Here is a 19,903-nt window from a genome sequence, read left to right as displayed (position 1 = left end):
CCATCGCCCCGATGCCGAAGGATTCATTGCCTTGGATGCTATAAATTCAATAGCAAACACCTCACCGACCCTGGCCCAGGCGCTCGGCCAGGCCCACACCCTGGGCCTGCCACGCATCGACGCCCAGCTGCTGCTGCTGCACGCGCTCGGCCGCCCCGAAGCCGGCCGCGCCTGGCTGCTGGCGCACGACACCGACGCCGTGCCCCCGCCGGCGATGGACGCCTTCCTGGCGCTGTGCCGGCGCCGCTCGGCCGGCGAGCCGGTGGCCTACCTAACGGGCCGCAAGGCGTTCTACGGCCTGGCGCTGCAGGTCGATGCCCGCGTGCTGGACCCGCGACCGGACACCGAAACCCTGGTGGACTGGGCGCTGCAGGTGCTGCAGCCCATCGCCGCCCCGCGCGTGGCCGACCTGGGCACCGGCAGCGGTGCCATCGCCCTCGCATTGCAGCACCAGCGGCCCGACGCGCAGGTGCTGGCGGTCGATGCCAGCGCCCAGGCCCTGCAGGTCGCCCGGGCCAATGCCGAGCGGTTGGGCCTGCCGGTGCGCTTCGCCGAAGGCGATTGGCTCGCGGGCCTGAGCGACAGCGAGAGGTTCGATGCCATCGTCTCCAATCCCCCCTACATCGCGGCGGACGACCCGCACCTGGCGGCCCTCGTCCACGAGCCCCTGAACGCTTTGGCCAGCGGCGCGGACGGTCTGGACGACATCCGCACCATTTCGGTGCAAGCACCGGCCCATCTGGTGCCCGGCGGCTGGCTGCTGCTGGAGCACGGCTGGGACCAGGCCGAGGCCGTGCAGGCGCTGCTGCGCCAGGCCGGCTTCACCGAGGTGCAAAGCCGCACCGATCTGGCCGGGCATGCGCGCTGCACCGGCGGCCGCCGCCCGCCCGCGCCGTGATGCGCTCCATCCCCCGGCCGCCGGCACTGGAAAGCGCCCGCGGCGTCCCCATGTGGAGCCTGCGCACCACCACCAGGGCATGCCGCGGATCACCGCAGCGCCCACCGGCCTTCGCCGACAGTGAAATAATCACGCCTTGCCGCCGATCCACGGCCACTTTCAGGAGCAACCCATGAGCGACACCCAGCAACGCATCGACGCCCTCGTCAAATCCAACGACATCCTGCTGTTCATGAAGGGCAGCGCGAGTTTTCCGATGTGCGGCTTCTCGGGCCGCGCGATCCAGCTCCTGAAGGCCTGCGGCGTGGACCCCAAGAGCGTGGCCACGGTGAACGTGCTGGACGATCCGGAGATCCGCCAGGGCATCAAGGAATACAGCAGCTGGCCCACCATCCCGCAGCTCTACGTGAAGGGTGAATTCATCGGCGGCTCGGACATCATGATGGAGATGTACGAGTCGGGCGAGCTCAAGCAGGTGCTGGGCACGCAAGGCGAGTGACGCCGGCAGCCCCTGGCGGCTGCATCGACCGAAGGCCGCCCCAGGGCGGCCTTTTGCATGGGAACAACAAGGGCGGGTTGACGGGGTTTTTCCGCCGTTGAGACCGGGCATGTTGTGTGCTTGAATGGGTGCGTGACTTCCTCACACAGGAGCGCGCCATGACGACACAAAGCCTTGTTCCGCAAACGCCGGCCCTGAGCCTGCCGGTGGCCCAGTTGCGCAACGTGTTCCACCCCTGCGACGTCGAGCGCAAGCTCACGCGGCTGCAGGACGGCGGCAGCCAGCGCGAATACGAGAATCTGCGCGCGGTGTACGAACGCATGCTGGAACGCGGGCCCGAACGCTTCCAGGTCAAGCCTTCCGGCGTGCCGGACATGGCCCACCTCTACGACCAGTTGCCCAACTTCACCGACGTCCTCGACGACGTGAAGCGCCACGTGGCCCTGGCGCAGGACAGCCGCGATGGGCTCGAAGTCACGCCCATGCTGCTGCTGGGCCCTCCCGGTATCGGCAAGACCCACTTCGCGCGGCACCTGGCCGAGTTGCTCGGCACCGGCATGAACCTCGTGCCCATGAGTTCGATGACCGCTGGCTGGCTGCTGTCGGGCTCGTCCTCGCAGTGGAAGGGCGCGCGGCCCGGCAAGGTGTTCGAGGCGCTGGTGGAGGGCGAATACGCCAACCCCGTCATCGTCGTGGACGAGATCGACAAGGCCGCGAGCGACGCGCAGTACGACCCGCTGGGCGCGCTGTATGGCCTGCTGGAGCACGACACGGCGCAGAGCTTCACCGACGAGTTCGCCGAGGTCGCCATCGACGCGAGCCAGGTCATCTGGATCACCACCGCCAACGACGAGCGCGGCATTCCCGACCCCATCCTCAACCGCATGAACGTGTTCGAGGTACAGGCGCCCACGCCGGAGCAGGCCCGCGCCATCGCGCGCAACCTCTACCAGGGCATCCGCAACGGCCACGACTGGGGCCGCATGCTCGACCCCGAGCCGCAGTCCGACGTGCTGGACCTGCTCGCGCAGATGCCCCCGCGCGAAATGCGCCGCGCCCTGATGACGGGCTTCGGCAACGCGCGCCTGCAGCACCGCAGCGCGATCGAAGTGGGCGACCTGCCGCGCAGCGCAGGCGGCAAATCGCGCATCGGCTTCCTGCAGTGAAGTAGCCCTCGCCGCCCGCTCGCATCCCCTGCGTGCGGGCGAGCGAAGGCGCGCGGCAGGGCGGCTACACTCGGCACGCTGGCGCACAGCACGATCATGGCGGCGCCTGCCGTCCCATGACCCTGTCCCAAAGTCTCTTCGTTATCGGCCTCCTCATCGTGGCCAGCGCGTTCTTCTCCATCGCGGAAATCTCCCTGGCGGCTTCGCGCCGCCTGCGCCTGCGCCAGATGGCCGACGAAGGCGACACCCGCGCCGACCGCGTCATGCGCATGCAGGAGCAGCCCGGCGACTATTTCACCGTGGTGCAGGTCGGCCAGAACGCCGTCGCCATCCTGGGCGGCATCGTGGGCGAAGGCGCGCTCAGCCCCCATTTCACCGAACTGTTCGCCTACTGGCTGAGCAACGCACGCGCGGAGACCGCGGGCTTCCTGGCGTCGTTCACCATCATCACCTCGCTGTTCATCCTGCTGGCTGACCTGTTTCCCAAGCGGCTGGGCATGGCCAATCCCGAACGCCTGGCCCTGCGCGTGTCAGCGCCGATGAAGCTGCTGATGACCGTGCTGCGGCCCGTGGTCTGGCTCTACAGCCGCAGCGCGGACCTGCTGTTCCGCATGCTGGGGCTGTCGTCGCTGCGGGACGACCGGGTGACCTCCGACGACATCCTGGCCATGATGGAGGCCGGTGCCCGCGCCGGCGTGCTGGCCGCGCGGGAGCAGCAGGTGATCGAGAACGTGTTCGAGTTGGACACGCGCACCGTCGGCAGCGCCATGTCGCAGCGCGACCGCATCGCGTACTTCCTGCGCGACGATCCCGATACCGTGATCCGAGCGCGCATTGCGGAAGAGCCCTTCTCGACCTATCCCGTGTGCGACGGCGACATCGACCACGTGGTCGGCTACGTGGACGCCAAGGACCTCTTCCAGCGCGTGCTCAACAACCAGCCCATCTCGCTGGCCGACGAGGGCCTGGTGCGCAAGGTGCTCATCGTGCCGGACCGGCTGTCCCTGTCCGAAGTGCTGGAGCAGTTTCGCCAGGTGCACGAAGACTTTGCGGTCATCGTGAACGAATACAGCCTGGTGGTGGGTGTCGTCACCCTGAACGACGTGATGAGCACCGTGATGGGCGACCTCGTCATGGGCCCGGCGGACGAGGAGCAGATCGTGCGCCGCGACGAGAACTCCTGGCTCATCGACGGCGTCACCCCGGTCGAAGACGTGCTGCGCGCACTGAACCTGGACGAACTGCCCCACGCCGAAGAGTACGAAACGCTGGCCGGCTTCCTCATGGTGATGCTGCGCCGCGTGCCCCGGCGCACCGACAGCGTGAACTGGGGCGGCTACAAGTTCGAGGTGCTGGACGTGGACAGCTACCGCATCGACCAGATCATGGTGTCGCGGCTGCAGGATGCGAACGGCGTGCCCATCGCCGCGGCCAGCGCCATCTGAGGGCGGCGGCACCCAGGAGGCCCCACCGGGCGGCTACCCACCGGCCGGTGCGAGGCCCTCGGCTGCGGTGGTGATGCGGTCCTGGAACACCCAGTTGCGCTGTGCAGCGAACACCGAGTCGGGGTACTGCGGCCGGCCACGGCTGCCGTTGTAGCGGCCCAGCGTCATGAACAGATCGCCACGCTCCCGATCGAGGTAGTGGCGCAGGATCACGCAGCCGAAGCGCAGGTTGGTCTGCATGTGAAACAGCTTGCCCGGATCGCCGTCGCCGATCACCCGCGTCCAGAACGGCATCACCTGCATGTAGCCCCGCGCGCCCACGCTGGACACGGCGAACTTGCGAAACGCGCTTTCGACCTGCACCAGGCCGAGCACCAGCGACACATCGAGCCCTGCCCTCTTGGACTCGTACCAGACGGTCTGCAGGAAATCCCGGCGCACCTCCCAATCCGGCTTGCGGCGGCGCAGTCGGTCGCTCATGGTGCCCAGCCAGCGCAGGTACAGCAGCCGCGCTTCCGTCGTGCCGAACTGGGGTTCGGGCGGCGCCTGGTTGAGCACCGCGGAACTCAAGGCGGTGCGCACGGAATCGATCAGGGGTTCTTCCAGTTGCCCCCCGGCATGGGCGGCCTGGGGGGCCGCCAGCCAAGCCGCCGGCCCAGCGGACAAGGACACCAGACAGGCCCGGCGCGAAACCGCCCCGGCCTCGCCTTTCATCGCGCTCATGGTGTCAGCCGACCCTTGATGTGCGCCAGGATATCGGCCGTGGCGACCTTGGTCGCGGCGGTATCGCGGCGGTGCTGGTATTCCAGCTGGCCTTCCTTGAGCCCACGGTCGGAGATCACCACGCGGTGCGGCACGCCGATCAGCTCCCAGTCGGCGAACATCGCGCCCGGGCGCTCGCCGCGGTCATCCAGCAGCACGTCCACGCCGGCCGCCAGCAGATCACCGTAGAGCTGTTCGGCCGCGGCCTTGACCTCCGCGCTGCGGTCCATGCCGATCGGGCACACCACCACCGTGAAGGGGGCGATGGCGTCGGGCCAGATGATGCCGCGGTCGTCGTGGTTCTGTTCGATGGCGGCGGCCGGCAGGCGGGTGATGCCGATGCCGTAGCAGCCCATCTCGAAGAATGCGGGCTTGCCATCCTCGCCCAGGAAGGTGGCGTTCATGGCTTTGCTGTACTTGGTCCCGAGGTAGAACACATGGCCGACTTCGATGCCGCGCTCGATGGCGAGTTCACCCTGGCCGTCCGGCGAGCGGTCCCCCGCCACGACGTTGCGCAGGTCGGCCACCACCTCGGGCTCCGGCAGATCGCGTCCCCAGTTCACGCCCGTCATGTGGAAGTCAATCGCGTTGGCACCGCAGATCCAATCGGCCATCACGGCCACTTCGCGGTCCACCACCAGCTTCACCGGCTTTTGCAGCTGCAGTGGGCCCAGGTAGCCCGGCTTGCAGCCGAAGTGGTCTTCAATCTCACCCACGGTGGCAAAACGGAAACCCGCCAGGCCCGGCACCTTGGACACCTTGATCTCGTTCATGTCGTGGTCGCCGCGCAGCAGCAGCAGCCAGACCTGCGTCTTGACGATCTCGCCGGCCTCGTTGGTCTCGTCGGTGGCGAGCACCAGGGACTTCACGGTGGTCTGCAGCGCCACGCCCAGCAATTGCGCCACATCCGCGCAGGTGCTCTTGCCCGGCGTGGGCGTCTTGGCCAGGGCCTGGGCTGCCGCTGGCCGCGGGCCTGCGGGGGCCAGCGCCTCGGCCTTTTCCATGTTCGCGGCGTAATCGCTCTGGGGGCAGTAGACGATCGCGTCCTCGCCCGTGGCGGCGATGACCTGGAATTCCTCGCTCAGGTCGCCGCCGATCGCGCCGCTGTCCGCGGCCACGGCCCGGTAGGTCAGGCCGAAGCGGTCGAAGATGCGGCGGTAGGCCTGGGCCATCACCTGGTAGCTGGCCTTGGCGGCATCCTGATCGCGGTCGAAGGAGTAGGCGTCCTTCATGATGAACTCGCGGCCCCGCATCAGCCCGAAACGCGGGCGGCGCTCGTCACGGAACTTGGTCTGGATCTGGTACAGGTTCTTGGGCAGCTGCTTGTAGCTGCGAAGTTCCTGGCGGGCGATGTCAGTGACCACTTCTTCGCTCGTGGGCTGGATCACGAAATCGCGCCCGTGCCGGTCCTGGATGCGCAGCAGTTCCGGACCCATCTTGTCGAAGCGGCCGGTCTCCTGCCAGAACTCCGCCGGCTGCACCACGGGCATGGCGACCTCGACGGCGCCGGCCCGGTTCATCTCTTCCCGCACGATGGCCTCCACCTTGCGGATCACGCGCAGTCCCATGGGCATGTAGTTGTAGATGCCCGCCCCCAGCTTCTTGATGAGGCCCGCCCGCGTCATGAGCTTGTGGCTGACCACTTCCGCATCGGCCGGGGCTTCCTTGAGGGTGGAGACGAAGAATTGGGACGCTTTCATTGGGGGGATTTCATGCAATTGCGCCCGGTCTGCTTGCTGCGCACAAGGCGCCGTGCATAATGGTCACAGTTTAAAAAATTGGGGTTAGATTATGCTTGACCGGGACGGCTTTCGGCCGAACGTCGGCATCATCCTGCTCAACCAGAAAAACCAGGTGTTCTGGGGCAAGCGGATCCGCACCCACAGCTGGCAGTTCCCGCAGGGCGGCATCGACAGGGGGGAAACTCCCGAACAGGCAATGTACCGCGAACTGCACGAAGAAGTGGGATTGCAGCCGGGCCATGTGCGCGTGGTTGCCCGCACCAGGGACTGGTTGCGCTATGAGGTGCCTGACCGGTACATCCGCCGCGATGCGCGCGGACACTACAAGGGCCAGAAGCAAATCTGGTATCTGCTGCAGCTGCTGGGCCATGACTGGGACCTGAATCTGCGCGCCACCAACCACCCCGAGTTCGACGCTTGGCGTTGGAACGATTACTGGGTACCGCTCGATGTGGTGGTGGAGTTCAAGCGTGGCGTGTATGAAATGGCGCTCACCGAGTTGGCACGCTTTCTGCCGCGCCACGAGCAACGCAATCGCTATCTGCGCAGCGGCATGCGCTCCCGTGAAGGCGAAGGCTTGCCCAGCGGCATGCCCATGCACCGGGCAGGCTCCCTGCTGGTCAGTCCTGGTATGGAAATGCCCCCGGGTGCCAGCTTCGACCCCGACCCTCAAAAGAGCAAAGCCACCTCGCCCCCTTCGGAACAGGGAGCTGGCATTCCTCTGTCGCCTTCGCAGTTCCTGCCCAAATTGGTTTGACGCGCCGCCGCCTTCTCCGCAAGGAAAAGGCAGCCCGCAAGGCCATGCCTGTGCGTCAGGCGTTTGCCAGCACCATGTTATCCCGGTGCACCATCTCTGGCTCGGCGACATACCCCAGCAACCGTTCGAATTCCGCCGAGGGCTTGCGGCATAGCAATCGCGCCTCCGCACTGGCGTAGTTGGCAAGCCCCCGCGCCACTTCCGCCCCGGTCTCATCACGCACGGCGATGACGTCACCGCGAGAAAAATCCCCCTCCACGGCGGTCATGCCGATCGGCAGAAGGCTTTTTCCCTCGGTTCGCAGCTTGACCGCCGCTCCCATGTCCACGGTCACGGCGCCACGGAGTTGCAGATGGTCCGCCATCCATTGCTTGCGCGCCTGCTTTTTCTGCGTCTGCGCGACCAGCAGCGTTCCGATGGCTTCGCCCTGGGTCAGGCGAACGAGCACATCGGTCTCGCGGCCCCACGCGATCACGGTGGAGGCGCCTGAACCCGCGGCCCGCTTGGCGGCAATGATCTTCGTGATCATGCCGCCCCGGCCGATGCTGGAGCCCACGCCCCCCGCCATCGCCTCCAGGGCGAGATCGCCCGCCTGAGCTTCATGCACGAACTGTGCGTCCGGATTGCGCCGTGGATCTGCCGTGTAAAGCCCCTTTTGATCCGTCAGGATGATCAAGGCATCGGCCTCCACCAGATTGGCCACCAACGCACCGAGCGTATCGTTATCGCCGAACTTGATCTCATCCGTGACCACGGTATCGTTCTCGTTGATCACAGGCACCACGCCCAGGCGCAGCAGGGTGAGCAACGTGGACCGGGCATTCAAATACCGCTCCCGATCCGCCAGATCGGCATGCGTGAGGAGCACTTGCGCACTACCTAGCCCTTGTTCCCTCAACTTGGTCTCGTACATCTGCGCCAGCCCCATCTGGCCGACCGCCGCAGCCGCCTGAAGCTCGTGGATCTCATGCGGGCGCGTTGCCCAACCCAGACGCTTCATACCCTCCGCAATCGCCCCGCTGGACACCATGACCACCTCGCGCCGCCCACCCGATTCACCGCGCGCCAGCGCCGCCAGCTGGCGACTCCATTCGCCGATGGCAGCCTCATCCAGGCCACGGCCCTCGTTGGTCACAAGGCTCGACCCTACTTTGACGACAATGCGGCGCGCGTCGCGCAATATGCTGGAAACCATATGGACAGTATTGGCGTCAGCGCTGGATGGCCAAGCGATGAACGCTATTGAATAAGTAGCAGGAATGGCGAAGCAGACGGATCACTCGGGCCGATCGCCCACGAAACGTGGATCCACCTCTTCCGGCGTCTGTTCGGCCTTCTGCTGAACCTGCACATGCCGGTAAATGGCATGGATCAACGGCTCGCAGCCCTCGCGCGTCAAGGCTGAAATCTCGAAAACAGGCCCCTTCCACTTGAACCGCTTCACGAAATCCCGAACGCGCGCTTCACGCTCTTCCTTGGGAACCATGTCCAGCTTGTTGAGCACCAGCCAGCGCGGCTTGTCATAGAGACCCGCGTCGTACTTCTTGAGCTCGCCCACGATGGCCTTGGCTTGCGCGACAGGATCGACAGCGTCATCGAAAGGCGCCAGATCGATCACGTGCAACAGCAAACGCGTGCGCTGGAGGTGGCGCAAGAACTGGTGCCCGAGCCCGGCCCCTTCGGAAGCGCCTTCGATCAACCCAGGAATGTCGGCGACGACGAAGCTCTGCTCCGGCCCCACCCGAACCACGCCCAGATTGGGGTGCAACGTCGTGAAGGGGTAGTCGGCGATCTTGGGCCGCGCATTGGAAATGGCGGCGATCAAGGTGGATTTGCCGGCATTGGGCATGCCCAGCAGTCCGACATCGGCAAGCACCTTCAACTCCAGCTTGAGATTTTTCTTCTCGCCAGGCCATCCTGGTGTTTTCTGGCGCGGCGCACGGTTGATGGCACTTTTGAACCGCATGTTGCCAAAACCGCCGTCGCCACCCTTGGCGATGGTGATCACCTCGCCCGGCACCAACAGTTCATACAGCACTTCACCCGTCTCGGCATCGGTGATGATGGTGCCCACCGGCATTTTCAATGTGATGTCATCACCAGCGGCGCCGAACATGTCCGACCCCATGCCGTGCTCACCACGCTTGGCCTCGTGGCGGCGGGAATAGCGGAAGTCCACGAGCGTATTCAAGTTCGGGTCGGCCACGGCAAAGACATGCCCGCCCCGGCCGCCGTCGCCCCCATTGGGACCGCCGAACTCCTTGTACTTTTCGTGCCGGAACGACACACAACCATTGCCGCCGTCGCCGGCAGCAATGTCGATAAAGGCTTCGTCGACGAACTTCATGGGGATCCAGTTTACAAAACAGGGTTCGGAAAGCGACGCCGTGCCGATTCATCCGGCAGCCAACACTTCCAAAACGACAAAGCCCCGACAGGTCGGGGCTTCGAAAGCATCAAGTGGCAGGCGTCAGGCCGGCGTCACATTGACGGTGTGCTTGGACAGTGCGCCCTTGGTGCCGAAGGACACGTGGCCATCGACCAGTGCGAACAGCGTGTGGTCCTTGCCCACACCGACGTTCGTGCCGGGGTGGAAACGCGTACCGCGCTGACGAACGATGATCGAGCCCGCGCTGATCAATTCGCCGCCGAAAGCCTTCACACCGAGCATCTTGGGCTTGGAATCGCGCCCGTTTCGCGTAGAGCCGCCGCCTTTTTTCTGTGCCATGACATCAGCTCCTTTTAACCGGCGATCGCACCGATTTGCAGCTCGGTGAACTGCTGGCGATGGCCTTGGCGTTTCTGATAGTGCTTGCGACGGCGCATCTTGAAGATGTGCACTTTGTCGTGCTTGCCGTGCGCCACGACGGTTGCCGTGACGGTTGCGCCGGACACCAGGGGGGTACCAACCTTGATTTCAGCGCCGTTTCCGACGGCCAGAACCTGGTCGATCACAATTTCCTGGCCTACGTCCGCAGCAATCTGTTCTACTTTAATTTTTTCGCCGGAAGCAACGCGATACTGCTTGCCGCCGGTTTTTATGACCGCGTACATGTGAACCTCTTTGAATGGAGTTCTGCGGACGAATTTCCGCAGAGCCGGCGACTATAGCACGAGGCAACTTTTTTAGCCAGCCGGCCGCATCCGACCAGGCCGCAACCGGAAAAGTCGTCTTTTGCGGTGGGCAAGCCAGGAGCACCCGAGTCGGTACAAAGCGATTCCTATAATCCATTTTTCGTCGCTGCACACGCTCATCTTGTCCACCACCACCTCCAGCACTTCAGCAACCCTCGCCTTGATCGCCGACGACATGCACGAGGTGGATAAAGTCATTGCCGCCCGGCTGAATTCGTCAGTCTCTCTTGTGGGAGACATTGCCCGCTACATCATTTCCGCAGGTGGCAAGCGCCTGCGTCCAGCCTTGCTTTTGCTGATGTGCGGCGCGCTCGGCTACAAGGGGCTTCAGCGTTTCAATCTTGCAGCGGTGGTGGAGTTCATCCATACCGCGACCTTGCTGCACGATGATGTGGTGGATGAGTCCACGCTGCGGCGAGGGCGCCCGACAGCCAACGAGAACTTCGGCAATCCGGCAAGCGTGCTGGTCGGCGATTTCCTGCACTCGCGCGCCTTCCAGATGATGGTCGATGCGGATGACATGCGCGTGATGCAGATTCTTTCAGAGGCCACCAATGTCATCGCCGAAGGGGAAGTGCAGCAGCTCATGAACACCCATGACGCATCGCTGGATGAGCAGGGCTATCTGGAGGTCATCCGGTCGAAGACGGCCAAACTCTTTGAAGCAAGCGCCCGGCTGGCAGCGATTCTGGCTCGCAGTTCACCAGATCTGGAGAAAGCCTGCGCAGATTACGGTCAGGCGCTCGGCACCGCATTCCAGGTGATTGACGATGTGCTCGACTACGACGGCGACTCTTCAGAGATGGGTAAAAATCTGGGAGATGATCTTCGGGAGGGCAAAGTGACCCTGCCCCTGATCATTGCCATGCAGCGCGGCACCCAGGACCAGCGGCGCCTGATAGAGAGCGCCATACAGACGGGCGCGGTGGAAGAGCTTCCAGCCATCGTGCAAATTGTGAAGAGCACCGGGGCCCTGGAAGCAACCCGACTTGCCGCTGCGGCCCAAGCACAGCAGGCAATCGATGCTGCAAGGCAATTGCCCTCCAATCGCTACACGGAAGGTTTGCTAGAATTGGCCTCGCAATTGCTGGAGCGGCGTCTGTAATTGCCTTGAAAACAACACATCGGGGTGTAGCTTAGCCTGGTAGAGCGCTACGTTCGGGACGTAGAGGCCGGAGGTTCGAATCCTCTCACCCCGACCACGTTGTTACACCTTCGTGGTTTCGCCGCACTCTATCCCGTTGATCCCATGGCCCGAACATCCGCGCGATGTTAGGATGGTTTCCTTTCCATCCACATTGATTCTGCTGGTTACATGGCCGTTGATACCGCACCCAAAGAAGGCGCCGCAATTGCCCTGCCAGGTCTAGGCCGGGCATTGATGTCAGCCGGCAAGCTGAGTCAAAAATCAGCCGAAGATATCTTTCGCAAGTCACAAGTCGGCAAAACAAGCTTCATTGCCGAGTTGACCGGGTCGGGGGCTGTTTCCTCTGCCGATCTGGCGCACACGGTTTCTGCCGTATTCGGTGCGCCCTTGCTGGATCTGGAAGCCATCGATCCTCTTCGGATTCCCAAAGATCTCCTGGATCCGAAGATCTGCCTCGCCTATCGCGTTGTGGCACTGAGCAAGCGCAACAACCGGCTGATCGTGGCCACCGCAGACCCCACCGACCAAGAGGCAGCGGAAAAGATCAAATTCACGACCCAGATGGGGGTGGACTGGATCATTGCGGAATACGACAAGCTCATCAAGCTGATCGAGGCCAATACCAAGTCGGTCAGCGAGTCGATGGAAAGCCTGTCGGGCGGGGGAGATTTCGAATTCGACGATGTCAAGGTCGAAGAAGCCCCCGAAAACTCGGACAGCGCCAACGATGTTGAAGATGCGCCGATCGTCAAGTTCCTCCACAAGATGCTTTTGGACGCGTTCAACATGCGTGCGTCCGATTTGCATTTCGAACCGTACGAGCACCAGTACCGGGTGCGTTTTCGGATCGATGGCGAATTACGAGAAATCGCTTCGCCCCCCATCGCCATCAAGGACAAGCTGGCCTCCCGGATCAAGGTCATTTCCCGATTGGATATTTCGGAAAAGCGCGTTCCACAAGATGGCCGCATGAAACTCAAAGTCGGCCCTGATCGGGTCATCGACTTTCGGGTGAGCACGCTGCCAACGCTCTTTGGCGAAAAGATCGTGATCCGGATTTTGGATCCCAGCAGCGCCAAGCTGGGTATCGATGCGCTGGGTTACGAGCCGGAAGAAAAGGAACGGTTGATGCATGCCATCGGCCGGCCTTACGGCATGATTTTGGTGACCGGACCAACGGGTTCAGGGAAAACCGTTTCCTTGTACACCTGCCTGAACTTGCTGAATAAAGCAGGTGTCAACATCGCGACCGCGGAGGACCCCTCGGAAATCAATTTGCCTGGTGTCAATCAGGTGAACGTCAATGAGAAAGCGGGGCTGACCTTTGCCACCGCCCTCAAGTCGTTTCTGCGTCAAGATCCTGACATCATCATGGTCGGCGAAATTCGCGACCTTGAAACGGCGGATATTTCCATCAAGGCGGCACAGACGGGCCACTTGGTGCTGTCCACCCTCCACACCAACGATGCTCCGACCACGCTCACCCGGATGCGCAATATGGGAATTGCGCCATTCAACATTGCGTCCAGCGTCATTCTGATAACAGCCCAGCGCCTGGCTCGCCGTTTGTGCCCGGTCTGCAAAGCGCCCGCCGATATTCCACATGAAACCCTGCTCGAGGCAGGCTATAAAGAAGATGAAATCGATGGCACCTGGGTGACCTATCGTCCCGTCGGTTGTTCCGCTTGCAACAATGGCTACAAGGGGCGGCTGGGCATCTACCAGGTCATGCCGATTTCCGAAGAAATTCAACGCATTATTTTGCGCGATGGAAGCGCCTTGGAAATCGCCAAGCAGGCCAAGGCGGAGGGGGTCCGCTCCTTGCGCGAAGCAGGCCTGTATAAAGCCAAGATGGGGCTGACCTCTCTCGAAGAGGTGCTGGCCGTCACCAACGAATAGCGCCAATCGCGAGGATCATTATGGCAACCGCCGCATCGAGGGATATCAAGGACTTCGTCTTTGAATGGGAGGGCAAGGATCGCAGTGGAAAGATTGTCCGCGGGGAAGTGCGCGCCGTAGGTGAAAACCAGGTCCAGGCGACCTTGCGCAGACAGGGTGTGCTGCCTACCAAGATCAAGAAGCGGCGCATGCGTTCGGGCAAGAAGATCAAGCCCAAGGACATCGCATTGTTCACGCGCCAGATGGCCACCATGATGAAGGCTGGCGTGCCGCTGTTGCAATCCTTCGATATCGTGGGCCGGGGCAATACCAATGCCAGCGTCACGAAATTGCTCAACGACATTCGCAGTGACGTGGAAACCGGGACGTCGCTGAATGCAGCCTTCCGCAAGTACCCGATGTACTTCGACAGCCTTTATTGCAACCTCGTCGAAGCCGGCGAGGCCGCGGGTATCTTGGAGGCGCTGCTGGACCGGCTTGCCATGTACATGGAAAAGACCGAGGCCATCAAATCGAAGATCAAATCGGCATTGATGTACCCCATTTCGGTGGTGATCGTTGCATTCGTCGTGGTCACGGTGATCATGATCTTTGTGATCCCCGCATTCAAGGAAGTATTTACCTCCTTTGGCGCTGAACTGCCGGCACCTACGCTCCTCGTGATGGCCATGAGCGAGGTATTCGTCAAATGGTGGTGGCTGATTTTTGGCGTATTGGGCGGCGGATTTTATTTCTTCATGCAGGCGTGGCGCCGCAGCGAAAAAGTACAGATGTTCATGGACCGTCTGTTGCTGCGGCTTCCGGTGTTCGGGTCCTTGATCGATAAATCATGCGTTGCTCGCTGGACCCGGACGCTGTCCACCATGTTCGCCGCAGGGGTTCCTCTGGTTGAAGCCTTGGATTCGGTGGGCGGCGCCTCTGGCAATTCCGTGTATGCCCTCGCTACGGAACGGATTCAGCAGGAAGTCTCGACAGGGACGAGCTTGACGGCTGCCATGGGCAATGCCAACGTGTTCCCTTCCATGGTGATCCAGATGTGCGCCATTGGCGAAGAATCCGGCTCCATCGACCACATGCTGGGCAAAGCCGCAGACTTCTACGAGGCCGAAGTGGATGAAATGGTCGCGGGGCTGTCCAGCCTGATGGAGCCCATCATCATCGTGTTCCTGGGCACCATCATTGGGGGCATCGTGGTTTCGATGTATCTGCCGATCTTCAAACTGGGCCAAGTCGTCTGATGGAACTGGGATCTTGGGGAGACGCTTCGGTACTCGGCATTTTGGGTCTGCTCATCGGTAGCTTCCTGAATGTCGTAATCCATCGCTTGCCGAAGATGATGGAGCGGCAGTGGGCTGCAGAATGCGCTGACTTTGCCGCCATGGCGAACAAGGATGCGGCCTCCACGGAGGCGCCAGTGGCGCCGGTGGAATCCTTCAACCTCTGGACGCCGGCATCGCGGTGCCCCGCCTGCGGGCATGCGGTGCAGTGGTATGAAAACATCCCCGTACTGAGCTATCTGTGGCTTCGCGGACGGTGCTCCGCCTGCAAAGTGCGGATCAGTCCCCGATATCCTTTGGTCGAACTGGCCACGGGCGGTCTATTCTTCTTTTGCGGCTGGCATTGGGGCACGACGCTCACCGCAGTGGCCTGGTGTGGATTCGCCGCCGCGCTGATCGCGCTGGCGTTCATCGACTGGGACACCACGCTGCTGCCCGATGACATCACGCTGCCCTTGCTCTGGGCGGGCCTCATCGCCTCTGCGCTGCAGTGGACCACCGTTCCGCTGTTCAGCGCGGTCATGGGGGCCGTGGGAGGCTACCTGTCCCTGTGGACGGTGTATTGGACCTTCAAGCTCGCGACAGGCAAGGAAGGCATGGGCCATGGCGACTTCAAGCTCTTTGCAGCACTCGGTGCCTGGTTCGGCTGGCCGGCGCTGGTGCCCATCATTCTCATTGCGTCCGTCATCGGAGCGTTCATTGGCATCGGCATGAAATTCGCCAGCCAGTTGCGCGAAGGCGGATACATTCCTTTCGGACCGTTCCTGGTCGGCTCGGGACTCGCAGCCATGGTGTTCGGGCCGGAAACGATCCTGCAGGGGCTATTGCGCAGCCTGGGGCTTTGAGTCCATGGCGACCGGATCGCGGACCGCTTTGCGCCTGGGGTTGACCGGCGGCATCGGCAGCGGGAAAAGCACGGTGGGCCAAATGCTGGCGGAACACGGCGCCGCACTCATCGACGCTGATCGGCTTTCGCGCCAGGTGACGGCCCCAGGGGAGGCCGCCATCGGACCCATCCGCGACGCGTTCGGCGACGCCTTGATCGATGCGCACGGTGCGATGGATCGCGACCGCATGCGGGAACTCGTGTTCACGGACCCGGCGGCGCGTCAGCGCCTGGAGCGCATCGTCCACCCGCTGGTGGCCCTGGCAACGCAGGAAGCCGCTTCGCGCGCCGTGCAAAGCGGTGCGGCCCTGATCGTCTTCGACATCCCGCTGCTGGTCGAGTCTGCCCGCTGGGCGCAGCAGCTGGACCAAATTCTCGTGGTGGACTGCACCCCCGAAACCCAGATCCTCCGGGTGCAGCAGCGCAGCGCCCTGACGCGCGAGACGATCGAAGGCATCATGGCGTCCCAAGCCCCCCGGGCGATCCGGCAGGCGGCAGCGGACATGGTGGTCTACAACGACGGGATCTCGCTGCAAGGGTTGCGAGCTGACGTCCTTCAGATCGCCCAGCGGTTCGGGCTATGATGCCCGGCATATCGGACGCGCGAAGCTGGCAGCGCCAGCCGTGTGCCCCAGGAACCCTGCAGCGTGATCCTTTACGAATATCCCTTCAACGAACGACTGAGAACCTACCTGCGGCTCGAGCAGCTGTTTCGCCGCCTGGGTGAGTTGATTCCGCGCCAGCATCCTCTGGACCACCACTACGCACTGGTGACGGTCTTCGAAATCATGGATGTCGCGGCGCGCGCCGATCTCAAGTCGGATGTGCTCAAGGATCTGGAAAAGCAGAAGCACCAGCTGGATGGCTATCGGGGCAACCCTTCGATTTCCGAAGCGGTTCTGGACGGCATCATCGCGCAGCTCGATCGGTGCTTTGCCGGGTTGAATGCGCAGACGGGCAAGGCAGGGCAGGCCCTGGCGGAAAACGACTGGCTGATGAGCATCCGCAGCCGGGTGGGCATTCCCGGGGGAACGTGCGGCTTCGATCTGCCGGCCTACTACGCCTGGCAGCACCATGCCCCCCAGCAGCGCCAGCAGGATCTGGAAGCCTGGGCAACCACCCTCGCCCCCCTGGCGGAGTCGTTGTACGTCCTCCTGAAGCTGCTGCGTGATTCGGGCGTGCCCCAGAAGGTGGCCGCGGACCATGGGCAGTTCCAACAGACCCTGCCCCAGGGCCGCACCTTCCAACTGCTGCGCCTTCGCATCGATCCGTCCCTGGACCTGATCCCGGAGATCAGCGGCAACCGCCTGATCGTCTCCGTGCGGCTGATGCGCCAGCATGATGACGGCAAGCTGCATGCCGCCAACGAAGATGCTGCGTTCGAACTGACCTTGTGCGCCTGAGCGCCCGTTGACCATGAGCCGTTCTCAGCCGCGTTCGCCGGCCCCCTCCAACGCCAAGTACGTGACGTGCCCGGCCTGCCGTGGCGAAAGCCTCTACGGCCCCAGCAATCCCTTCCGACCGTTTTGCAGCGAACGCTGCAAGCAGATCGACCTGGGGGCCTGGGCGAGCGAAGAATTCCGCGTGCCTACCGAACCACCGACCCAAGACCCCGACCTGGGCGACGGGCTTCCGCACATTCCGCCGGGTGCCTGGGAAAAATAGCCCCCAGGACATATGTTTCTAGGGCGTTTAGCTATTATTTTTATAGCTGATTGATCGTGGAAGGGTCAAAGGTTGCTCCCCGCTCCTGGGCCAGCCACTCCAGTACGGGATAAGCGCCCGGCAGTACGGGCGAGACCTGCAGGGGCCACTGCTGCCAGGCCATGGTCTGGCCCTCGCGCATTTCGAAGTCGCCCTGCCATTCCCAGACCTTGCACCAGTGCAAGCGAACCAGTGCGTGGGGGTAGTCGTGCTCCGTCACCTTCCAGACGGATGCCGCACCGATGGTAACGCCCAGCTCCTCGATCAACTCGCGCCGCAAGGCCTCTTCCACGGTCTCCCCGGCCTCCAGCTTGCCGCCAGGGAACTCCCAGTATCCGGCGTAAGGCTTGCCCGCGGGCCGGGTGGACAGCAGCATGGCGCCATCCGCACGCAGCAGGATGCCGACCGCCACGTCGGTGTGCGTTCTGGCGTCGACAGGGACCACGGGATCAGCCATGCTGGCGCCCCGCATAGTCCCGCGCGAACTGGTAGGCGACCCGGCCGCTGCGCGATCCGCGCTCCAGTGCCCAGACCAGCGCCTGGGGGCGCGCTGCGGCAATCTCCGCATCCGCGACACCCAGGAAGGAAAGCCACTGCGCCACGATGGCCAGGTATTCGTCCTGGCTAAAAGGGTAGAAGCTGACCCACAGGCCGAACCGTTCGGACAGCGAGATCTTTTCTTCCACCACCTCGCCCGGGTGCACCTCGCCATCCTCCGTGTGGGTATAGGACAGGTTTTCCTTGTGGTACTCGGGCAGCAGGTGGCGGCGGTTGCTGGTGGCATACACCAGCACGTTGGGCGTGGAAGCCGCCACCGATCCGTCGAGGATCGACTTCAGCGCCTTGTACCCCGGCTCGCCCTCTTCAAAGCTCAGGTCATCGCAGTAGACGATGAATTTCTCGGGCCGATCCGCCACGATCTCCACGATGTCGGGCAGGTCCGTCAGATCGGCCTTGTCCACCTCGATCAGGCGCAGCCCCTGAGGCGCATAGGTATTGAGGCACGCCTTGATGAGGGAGGACTTGCCTGTCCCGCGGGCGCCCGTCAGCAGCACGTTGTTGGCCGGCCGGCCTTCCACGAACTGCTGGGTGTTGCGCTGAATCTTTTCTTTCTGGGCATCGATTTCCTTCAGATCGTCCAGACGCATGTCCCCTACGTGGCGCACGGGCTCCAGCGCACCGTGGCCACCGCTGCGCTTGCGATAACGCCACGCGATGGCACGGGACCAGTCCGGTGCGGTCAGGGCCTGGGGCAGTACCGATTCGATGCGGGAGATCAATTGCTCCGCACGGAGCATCAGGTGTTCGAAGGTGGCGGTCATAAGCGCTGCAGGGGGCCCGGATTCAGGAACGGTAGTCGGCGTTGATCGTCACGTACTCGTGGCTGAAATCGCAGGTCCACACCGTTTCCGCGGCATCGCCACGGCCCAGGCCCACGCGCACGGTGATCTCGCTTTGCTTCATCACGCGCTGGCCATCCTCCTCGCGGTAGCTGGGGTTGCGCCCGCCCTTCGTCACCACATGCACATCGTCCAGGTGCAGCTCGATGAGGGTCTGGTCGAGATCGGCGATGCCGGCATAGCCCACCGCCGCCAGGATGCGGCCCAGGTTGGGGTCGCTGGCGAAGAAGGCCGTCTTGACGAGCGGCGAATGCGCGATGGCGTACGCCACCAGCTTGCATTCTTCTGCCGTCTTGCCGCCCTCGACGCGCACGGTGATGAACTTCGTGGCGCCCTCGCCGTCGCGCACGATGGCCTGTGCCAGCTTCTGCGCGACGTCCAGCATCGCGGCCTTGAGCGCTTGGCCCTCGGCGCTGTCCAGCGACACGATGGGCGCATGCGCGGCCTGCTGGGTGGCGATGGCCACGAACGAATCGTTGGTGGAGGTGTCGCCGTCGATCGTCACCCGGTTGAACGAACGGTCGGCCAGTTCGCGCAGCAGCGGCTGCAGCAGCGCGGGTTCGATGCGCGCATCCGTGGCCAGAAAGCCCAGCATGGTGGCCATGTTGGGACGGATCATTCCCGCGCCCTTGCTGATGCCCGTCACCGTCACGGTGGCGCCGCCGATCTGCACCTGCCGGCTGAAGGCCTTGGGCAGCGTATCCGTGGTCATGATGCCTTCGGCCGCCTGCGCCCAATGGCCGGGCTGCGCGTCCGCGATGGCAGCGGGCAGGCCGGCTTCGATGCGGTCGACGGGCAGCGGCTCCATGATCACCCCGGTGGAAAACGGCAGCACCTGCGAAGGCGACAGGCCCAGCAAGCCGGCCGCAGCCTGGCAGGTGGACCGTGCGCGCGCCAGCCCCTCGGCGCCCGTGCCCGCATTGGCATTGCCGGTATTGACCACGATGGCGCGGATGGCCTGGGCGCCCGCCAGGTGCTCGCGGCAGACCTGCACGGGGGCCGCGCAGAAGCGGTTCTGCGTGAACACGCCGGCCACGGTCGCGCCTTCGTCGATCAGCAGCACCGTGAGGTCGCGGCGATTGGCCTTGCGCACCCCGGCCATGGCCACGCCCAGGCGCACGCCGGGCACGGGATGCAGGTCAGCGGGATTCGGCGCAATCAGGTTCACGGGCATGGCAGTGGGTCT

Annotated in this window: 21 protein-coding genes and 1 tRNA gene; 13 read left to right on the top strand and 9 right to left on the bottom strand. The window is 63.6% G+C overall.

Annotation, left to right across the window (positions count from 1 at the left end):
• The first annotated feature begins 49 nt into the window (after nt 1–49).
• The 4 genes from prmC to paeA all read left to right on the top strand — a co-directional run bounded on the left by prmC (nt 50) and on the right by paeA (nt 4,008).
• Nucleotides 50–898, top strand: coding sequence for a peptide chain release factor N(5)-glutamine methyltransferase (gene prmC / locus AVAK2825_RS02220; RefSeq protein ID WP_284393925.1), 849 nt, complete (start codon nt 50–52; stop codon nt 896–898).
• 172 nt (nt 899–1,070) lie between these two features.
• A complete protein-coding gene (gene grxD / locus AVAK2825_RS02215; RefSeq protein WP_272565499.1) occupies nt 1,071–1,397 on the top strand; it encodes a Grx4 family monothiol glutaredoxin in 327 nt (108 codons plus the stop codon).
• Nucleotides 1,398–1,555: 158 nt separating this feature from the next.
• On the top strand, nt 1,556–2,563 hold the full coding sequence (locus AVAK2825_RS02210) for an AAA family ATPase (RefSeq protein WP_284393738.1): 1,008 nt from the start codon (nt 1,556–1,558) through the stop codon (nt 2,561–2,563).
• A 116-nt stretch (nt 2,564–2,679) separates the two neighbouring features.
• Nucleotides 2,680–4,008 (top strand): polyamine export protein PaeA, encoded by a 1,329-nt coding sequence (gene paeA, locus AVAK2825_RS02205; RefSeq protein ID WP_272565502.1) that lies wholly within the window; start codon nt 2,680–2,682, stop codon nt 4,006–4,008.
• Between the two features lie 33 nt (nt 4,009–4,041).
• Here the strand turns inward: paeA and AVAK2825_RS02200 are convergent, their stop codons facing one another.
• Both AVAK2825_RS02200 and AVAK2825_RS02195 read right to left on the bottom strand, forming a co-directional pair.
• On the bottom strand, nt 4,042–4,731 hold the full coding sequence (locus AVAK2825_RS02200) for a lytic transglycosylase domain-containing protein (protein ID WP_284393735.1): 690 nt from the start codon (nt 4,729–4,731) through the stop codon (nt 4,042–4,044).
• Nucleotides 4,728–6,470: a proline--tRNA ligase gene (locus AVAK2825_RS02195; protein ID WP_284393733.1), complete on the bottom strand. Its 1,743-nt coding sequence runs from the start codon at nt 6,468–6,470 to the stop codon at nt 4,728–4,730. Before AVAK2825_RS02195 ends, AVAK2825_RS02200 begins: the two co-directional genes overlap by 4 nt.
• A 91-nt stretch (nt 6,471–6,561) precedes the next feature.
• Between AVAK2825_RS02195 and AVAK2825_RS02190 the strand changes: the two genes are divergently transcribed.
• On the top strand, nt 6,562–7,269 hold the full coding sequence (locus AVAK2825_RS02190) for an RNA pyrophosphohydrolase (RefSeq protein WP_272565507.1): 708 nt from the start codon (nt 6,562–6,564) through the stop codon (nt 7,267–7,269).
• A gap of 55 nt (nt 7,270–7,324) precedes the next feature.
• Here AVAK2825_RS02190 and proB read toward each other — a convergent pair whose 3' ends face one another.
• The 4 genes from proB to rplU form a co-directional block, all read right to left on the bottom strand.
• The gene (gene proB, locus AVAK2825_RS02185; protein ID WP_272565509.1) at nt 7,325–8,464 is read right to left on the bottom strand and encodes a glutamate 5-kinase; all 1,140 of its coding nucleotides are present in this window, start codon (nt 8,462–8,464) and stop codon (nt 7,325–7,327) included.
• Nucleotides 8,465–8,545: 81 nt separating this feature from the next.
• A complete protein-coding gene (gene cgtA / locus AVAK2825_RS02180) occupies nt 8,546–9,616 on the bottom strand; it encodes an Obg family GTPase CgtA (RefSeq protein ID WP_272565511.1) in 1,071 nt (356 codons plus the stop codon).
• Nucleotides 9,617–9,739: 123 nt separating this feature from the next.
• A complete protein-coding gene (rpmA, locus tag AVAK2825_RS02175) occupies nt 9,740–9,997 on the bottom strand; it encodes a 50S ribosomal protein L27 (protein ID WP_272548923.1) in 258 nt (85 codons plus the stop codon).
• A gap of 14 nt (nt 9,998–10,011) precedes the next feature.
• Complete coding sequence (gene rplU, locus AVAK2825_RS02170; RefSeq protein ID WP_092741307.1) at nt 10,012–10,323, bottom strand: 50S ribosomal protein L21; 312 nt, start codon at nt 10,321–10,323, stop codon at nt 10,012–10,014.
• 256 nt (nt 10,324–10,579) lie between these two features.
• Here rplU and AVAK2825_RS02165 point away from each other — a divergent pair, with 256 nt between their 5' ends.
• The 8 genes from AVAK2825_RS02165 (at nt 10,580) to AVAK2825_RS02130 (ending at nt 17,278) form a co-directional block, all read left to right on the top strand.
• Nucleotides 10,580–11,509, top strand: coding sequence for a polyprenyl synthetase family protein (locus AVAK2825_RS02165; RefSeq protein ID WP_284393923.1), 930 nt, complete (start codon nt 10,580–10,582; stop codon nt 11,507–11,509).
• A 20-nt stretch (nt 11,510–11,529) separates the two neighbouring features.
• Nucleotides 11,530–11,606: transfer RNA gene (locus AVAK2825_RS02160), tRNA-Pro, on the top strand.
• A 113-nt stretch (nt 11,607–11,719) separates the two neighbouring features.
• Nucleotides 11,720–13,450, top strand: a complete 1,731-nt coding sequence (gene pilB, locus AVAK2825_RS02155) for a type IV-A pilus assembly ATPase PilB (RefSeq protein WP_284393723.1) — start codon at nt 11,720–11,722, stop codon at nt 13,448–13,450.
• Nucleotides 13,451–13,470: 20 nt separating this feature from the next.
• Entirely contained in the window at nt 13,471–14,688 is a 1,218-nt protein-coding gene (locus tag AVAK2825_RS02150) for a type II secretion system F family protein (protein WP_272565514.1), read from the top strand.
• Complete coding sequence (locus AVAK2825_RS02145; protein WP_284393720.1) at nt 14,688–15,572, top strand: prepilin peptidase; 885 nt, start codon at nt 14,688–14,690, stop codon at nt 15,570–15,572. The genes AVAK2825_RS02150 and AVAK2825_RS02145 overlap by 1 nt, the downstream gene beginning before the upstream one ends.
• 4 nt (nt 15,573–15,576) lie before the next feature.
• Nucleotides 15,577–16,197 (top strand): dephospho-CoA kinase, encoded by a 621-nt coding sequence (coaE, locus tag AVAK2825_RS02140; RefSeq protein WP_284393718.1) that lies wholly within the window; start codon nt 15,577–15,579, stop codon nt 16,195–16,197.
• Nucleotides 16,198–16,260: 63 nt separating this feature from the next.
• Nucleotides 16,261–17,016 carry a cell division protein ZapD gene (zapD, locus tag AVAK2825_RS02135; protein ID WP_272565520.1) on the top strand — a complete coding sequence of 252 codons (756 nt, stop codon included), beginning with the start codon at nt 16,261–16,263 and terminating at the stop codon, nt 17,014–17,016.
• A 13-nt stretch (nt 17,017–17,029) separates the two neighbouring features.
• Entirely contained in the window at nt 17,030–17,278 is a 249-nt protein-coding gene (locus AVAK2825_RS02130) for a DNA gyrase inhibitor YacG (protein ID WP_272565521.1), read from the top strand.
• 40 nt (nt 17,279–17,318) lie between these two features.
• Here AVAK2825_RS02130 and AVAK2825_RS02125 read toward each other — a convergent pair whose 3' ends face one another.
• The 3 genes from AVAK2825_RS02125 to argJ are packed head-to-tail and all read right to left on the bottom strand — an operon-like array spanning nt 17,319 to nt 19,891.
• A complete protein-coding gene (locus tag AVAK2825_RS02125) occupies nt 17,319–17,789 on the bottom strand; it encodes an NUDIX domain-containing protein (protein WP_284393715.1) in 471 nt (156 codons plus the stop codon).
• Nucleotides 17,767–18,639, bottom strand: a complete 873-nt coding sequence (locus tag AVAK2825_RS02120) for an ATP-binding protein (protein WP_284393713.1) — start codon at nt 18,637–18,639, stop codon at nt 17,767–17,769. Before AVAK2825_RS02120 ends, AVAK2825_RS02125 begins: the two co-directional genes overlap by 23 nt.
• Nucleotides 18,640–18,661: 22 nt before the next feature.
• Complete coding sequence (argJ, locus tag AVAK2825_RS02115) at nt 18,662–19,891, bottom strand: bifunctional glutamate N-acetyltransferase/amino-acid acetyltransferase ArgJ (protein ID WP_284393711.1); 1,230 nt, start codon at nt 19,889–19,891, stop codon at nt 18,662–18,664.
• Nucleotides 19,892–19,903 lie beyond the last annotated feature (12 nt).

The organism is Acidovorax sp. SUPP2825, from assembly GCF_030158995.1.
Taxonomy (GTDB): domain Bacteria; phylum Pseudomonadota; class Gammaproteobacteria; order Burkholderiales; family Burkholderiaceae_C; genus Paracidovorax.
This window is presented reverse-complemented; position numbering and strand designations above follow the sequence as displayed.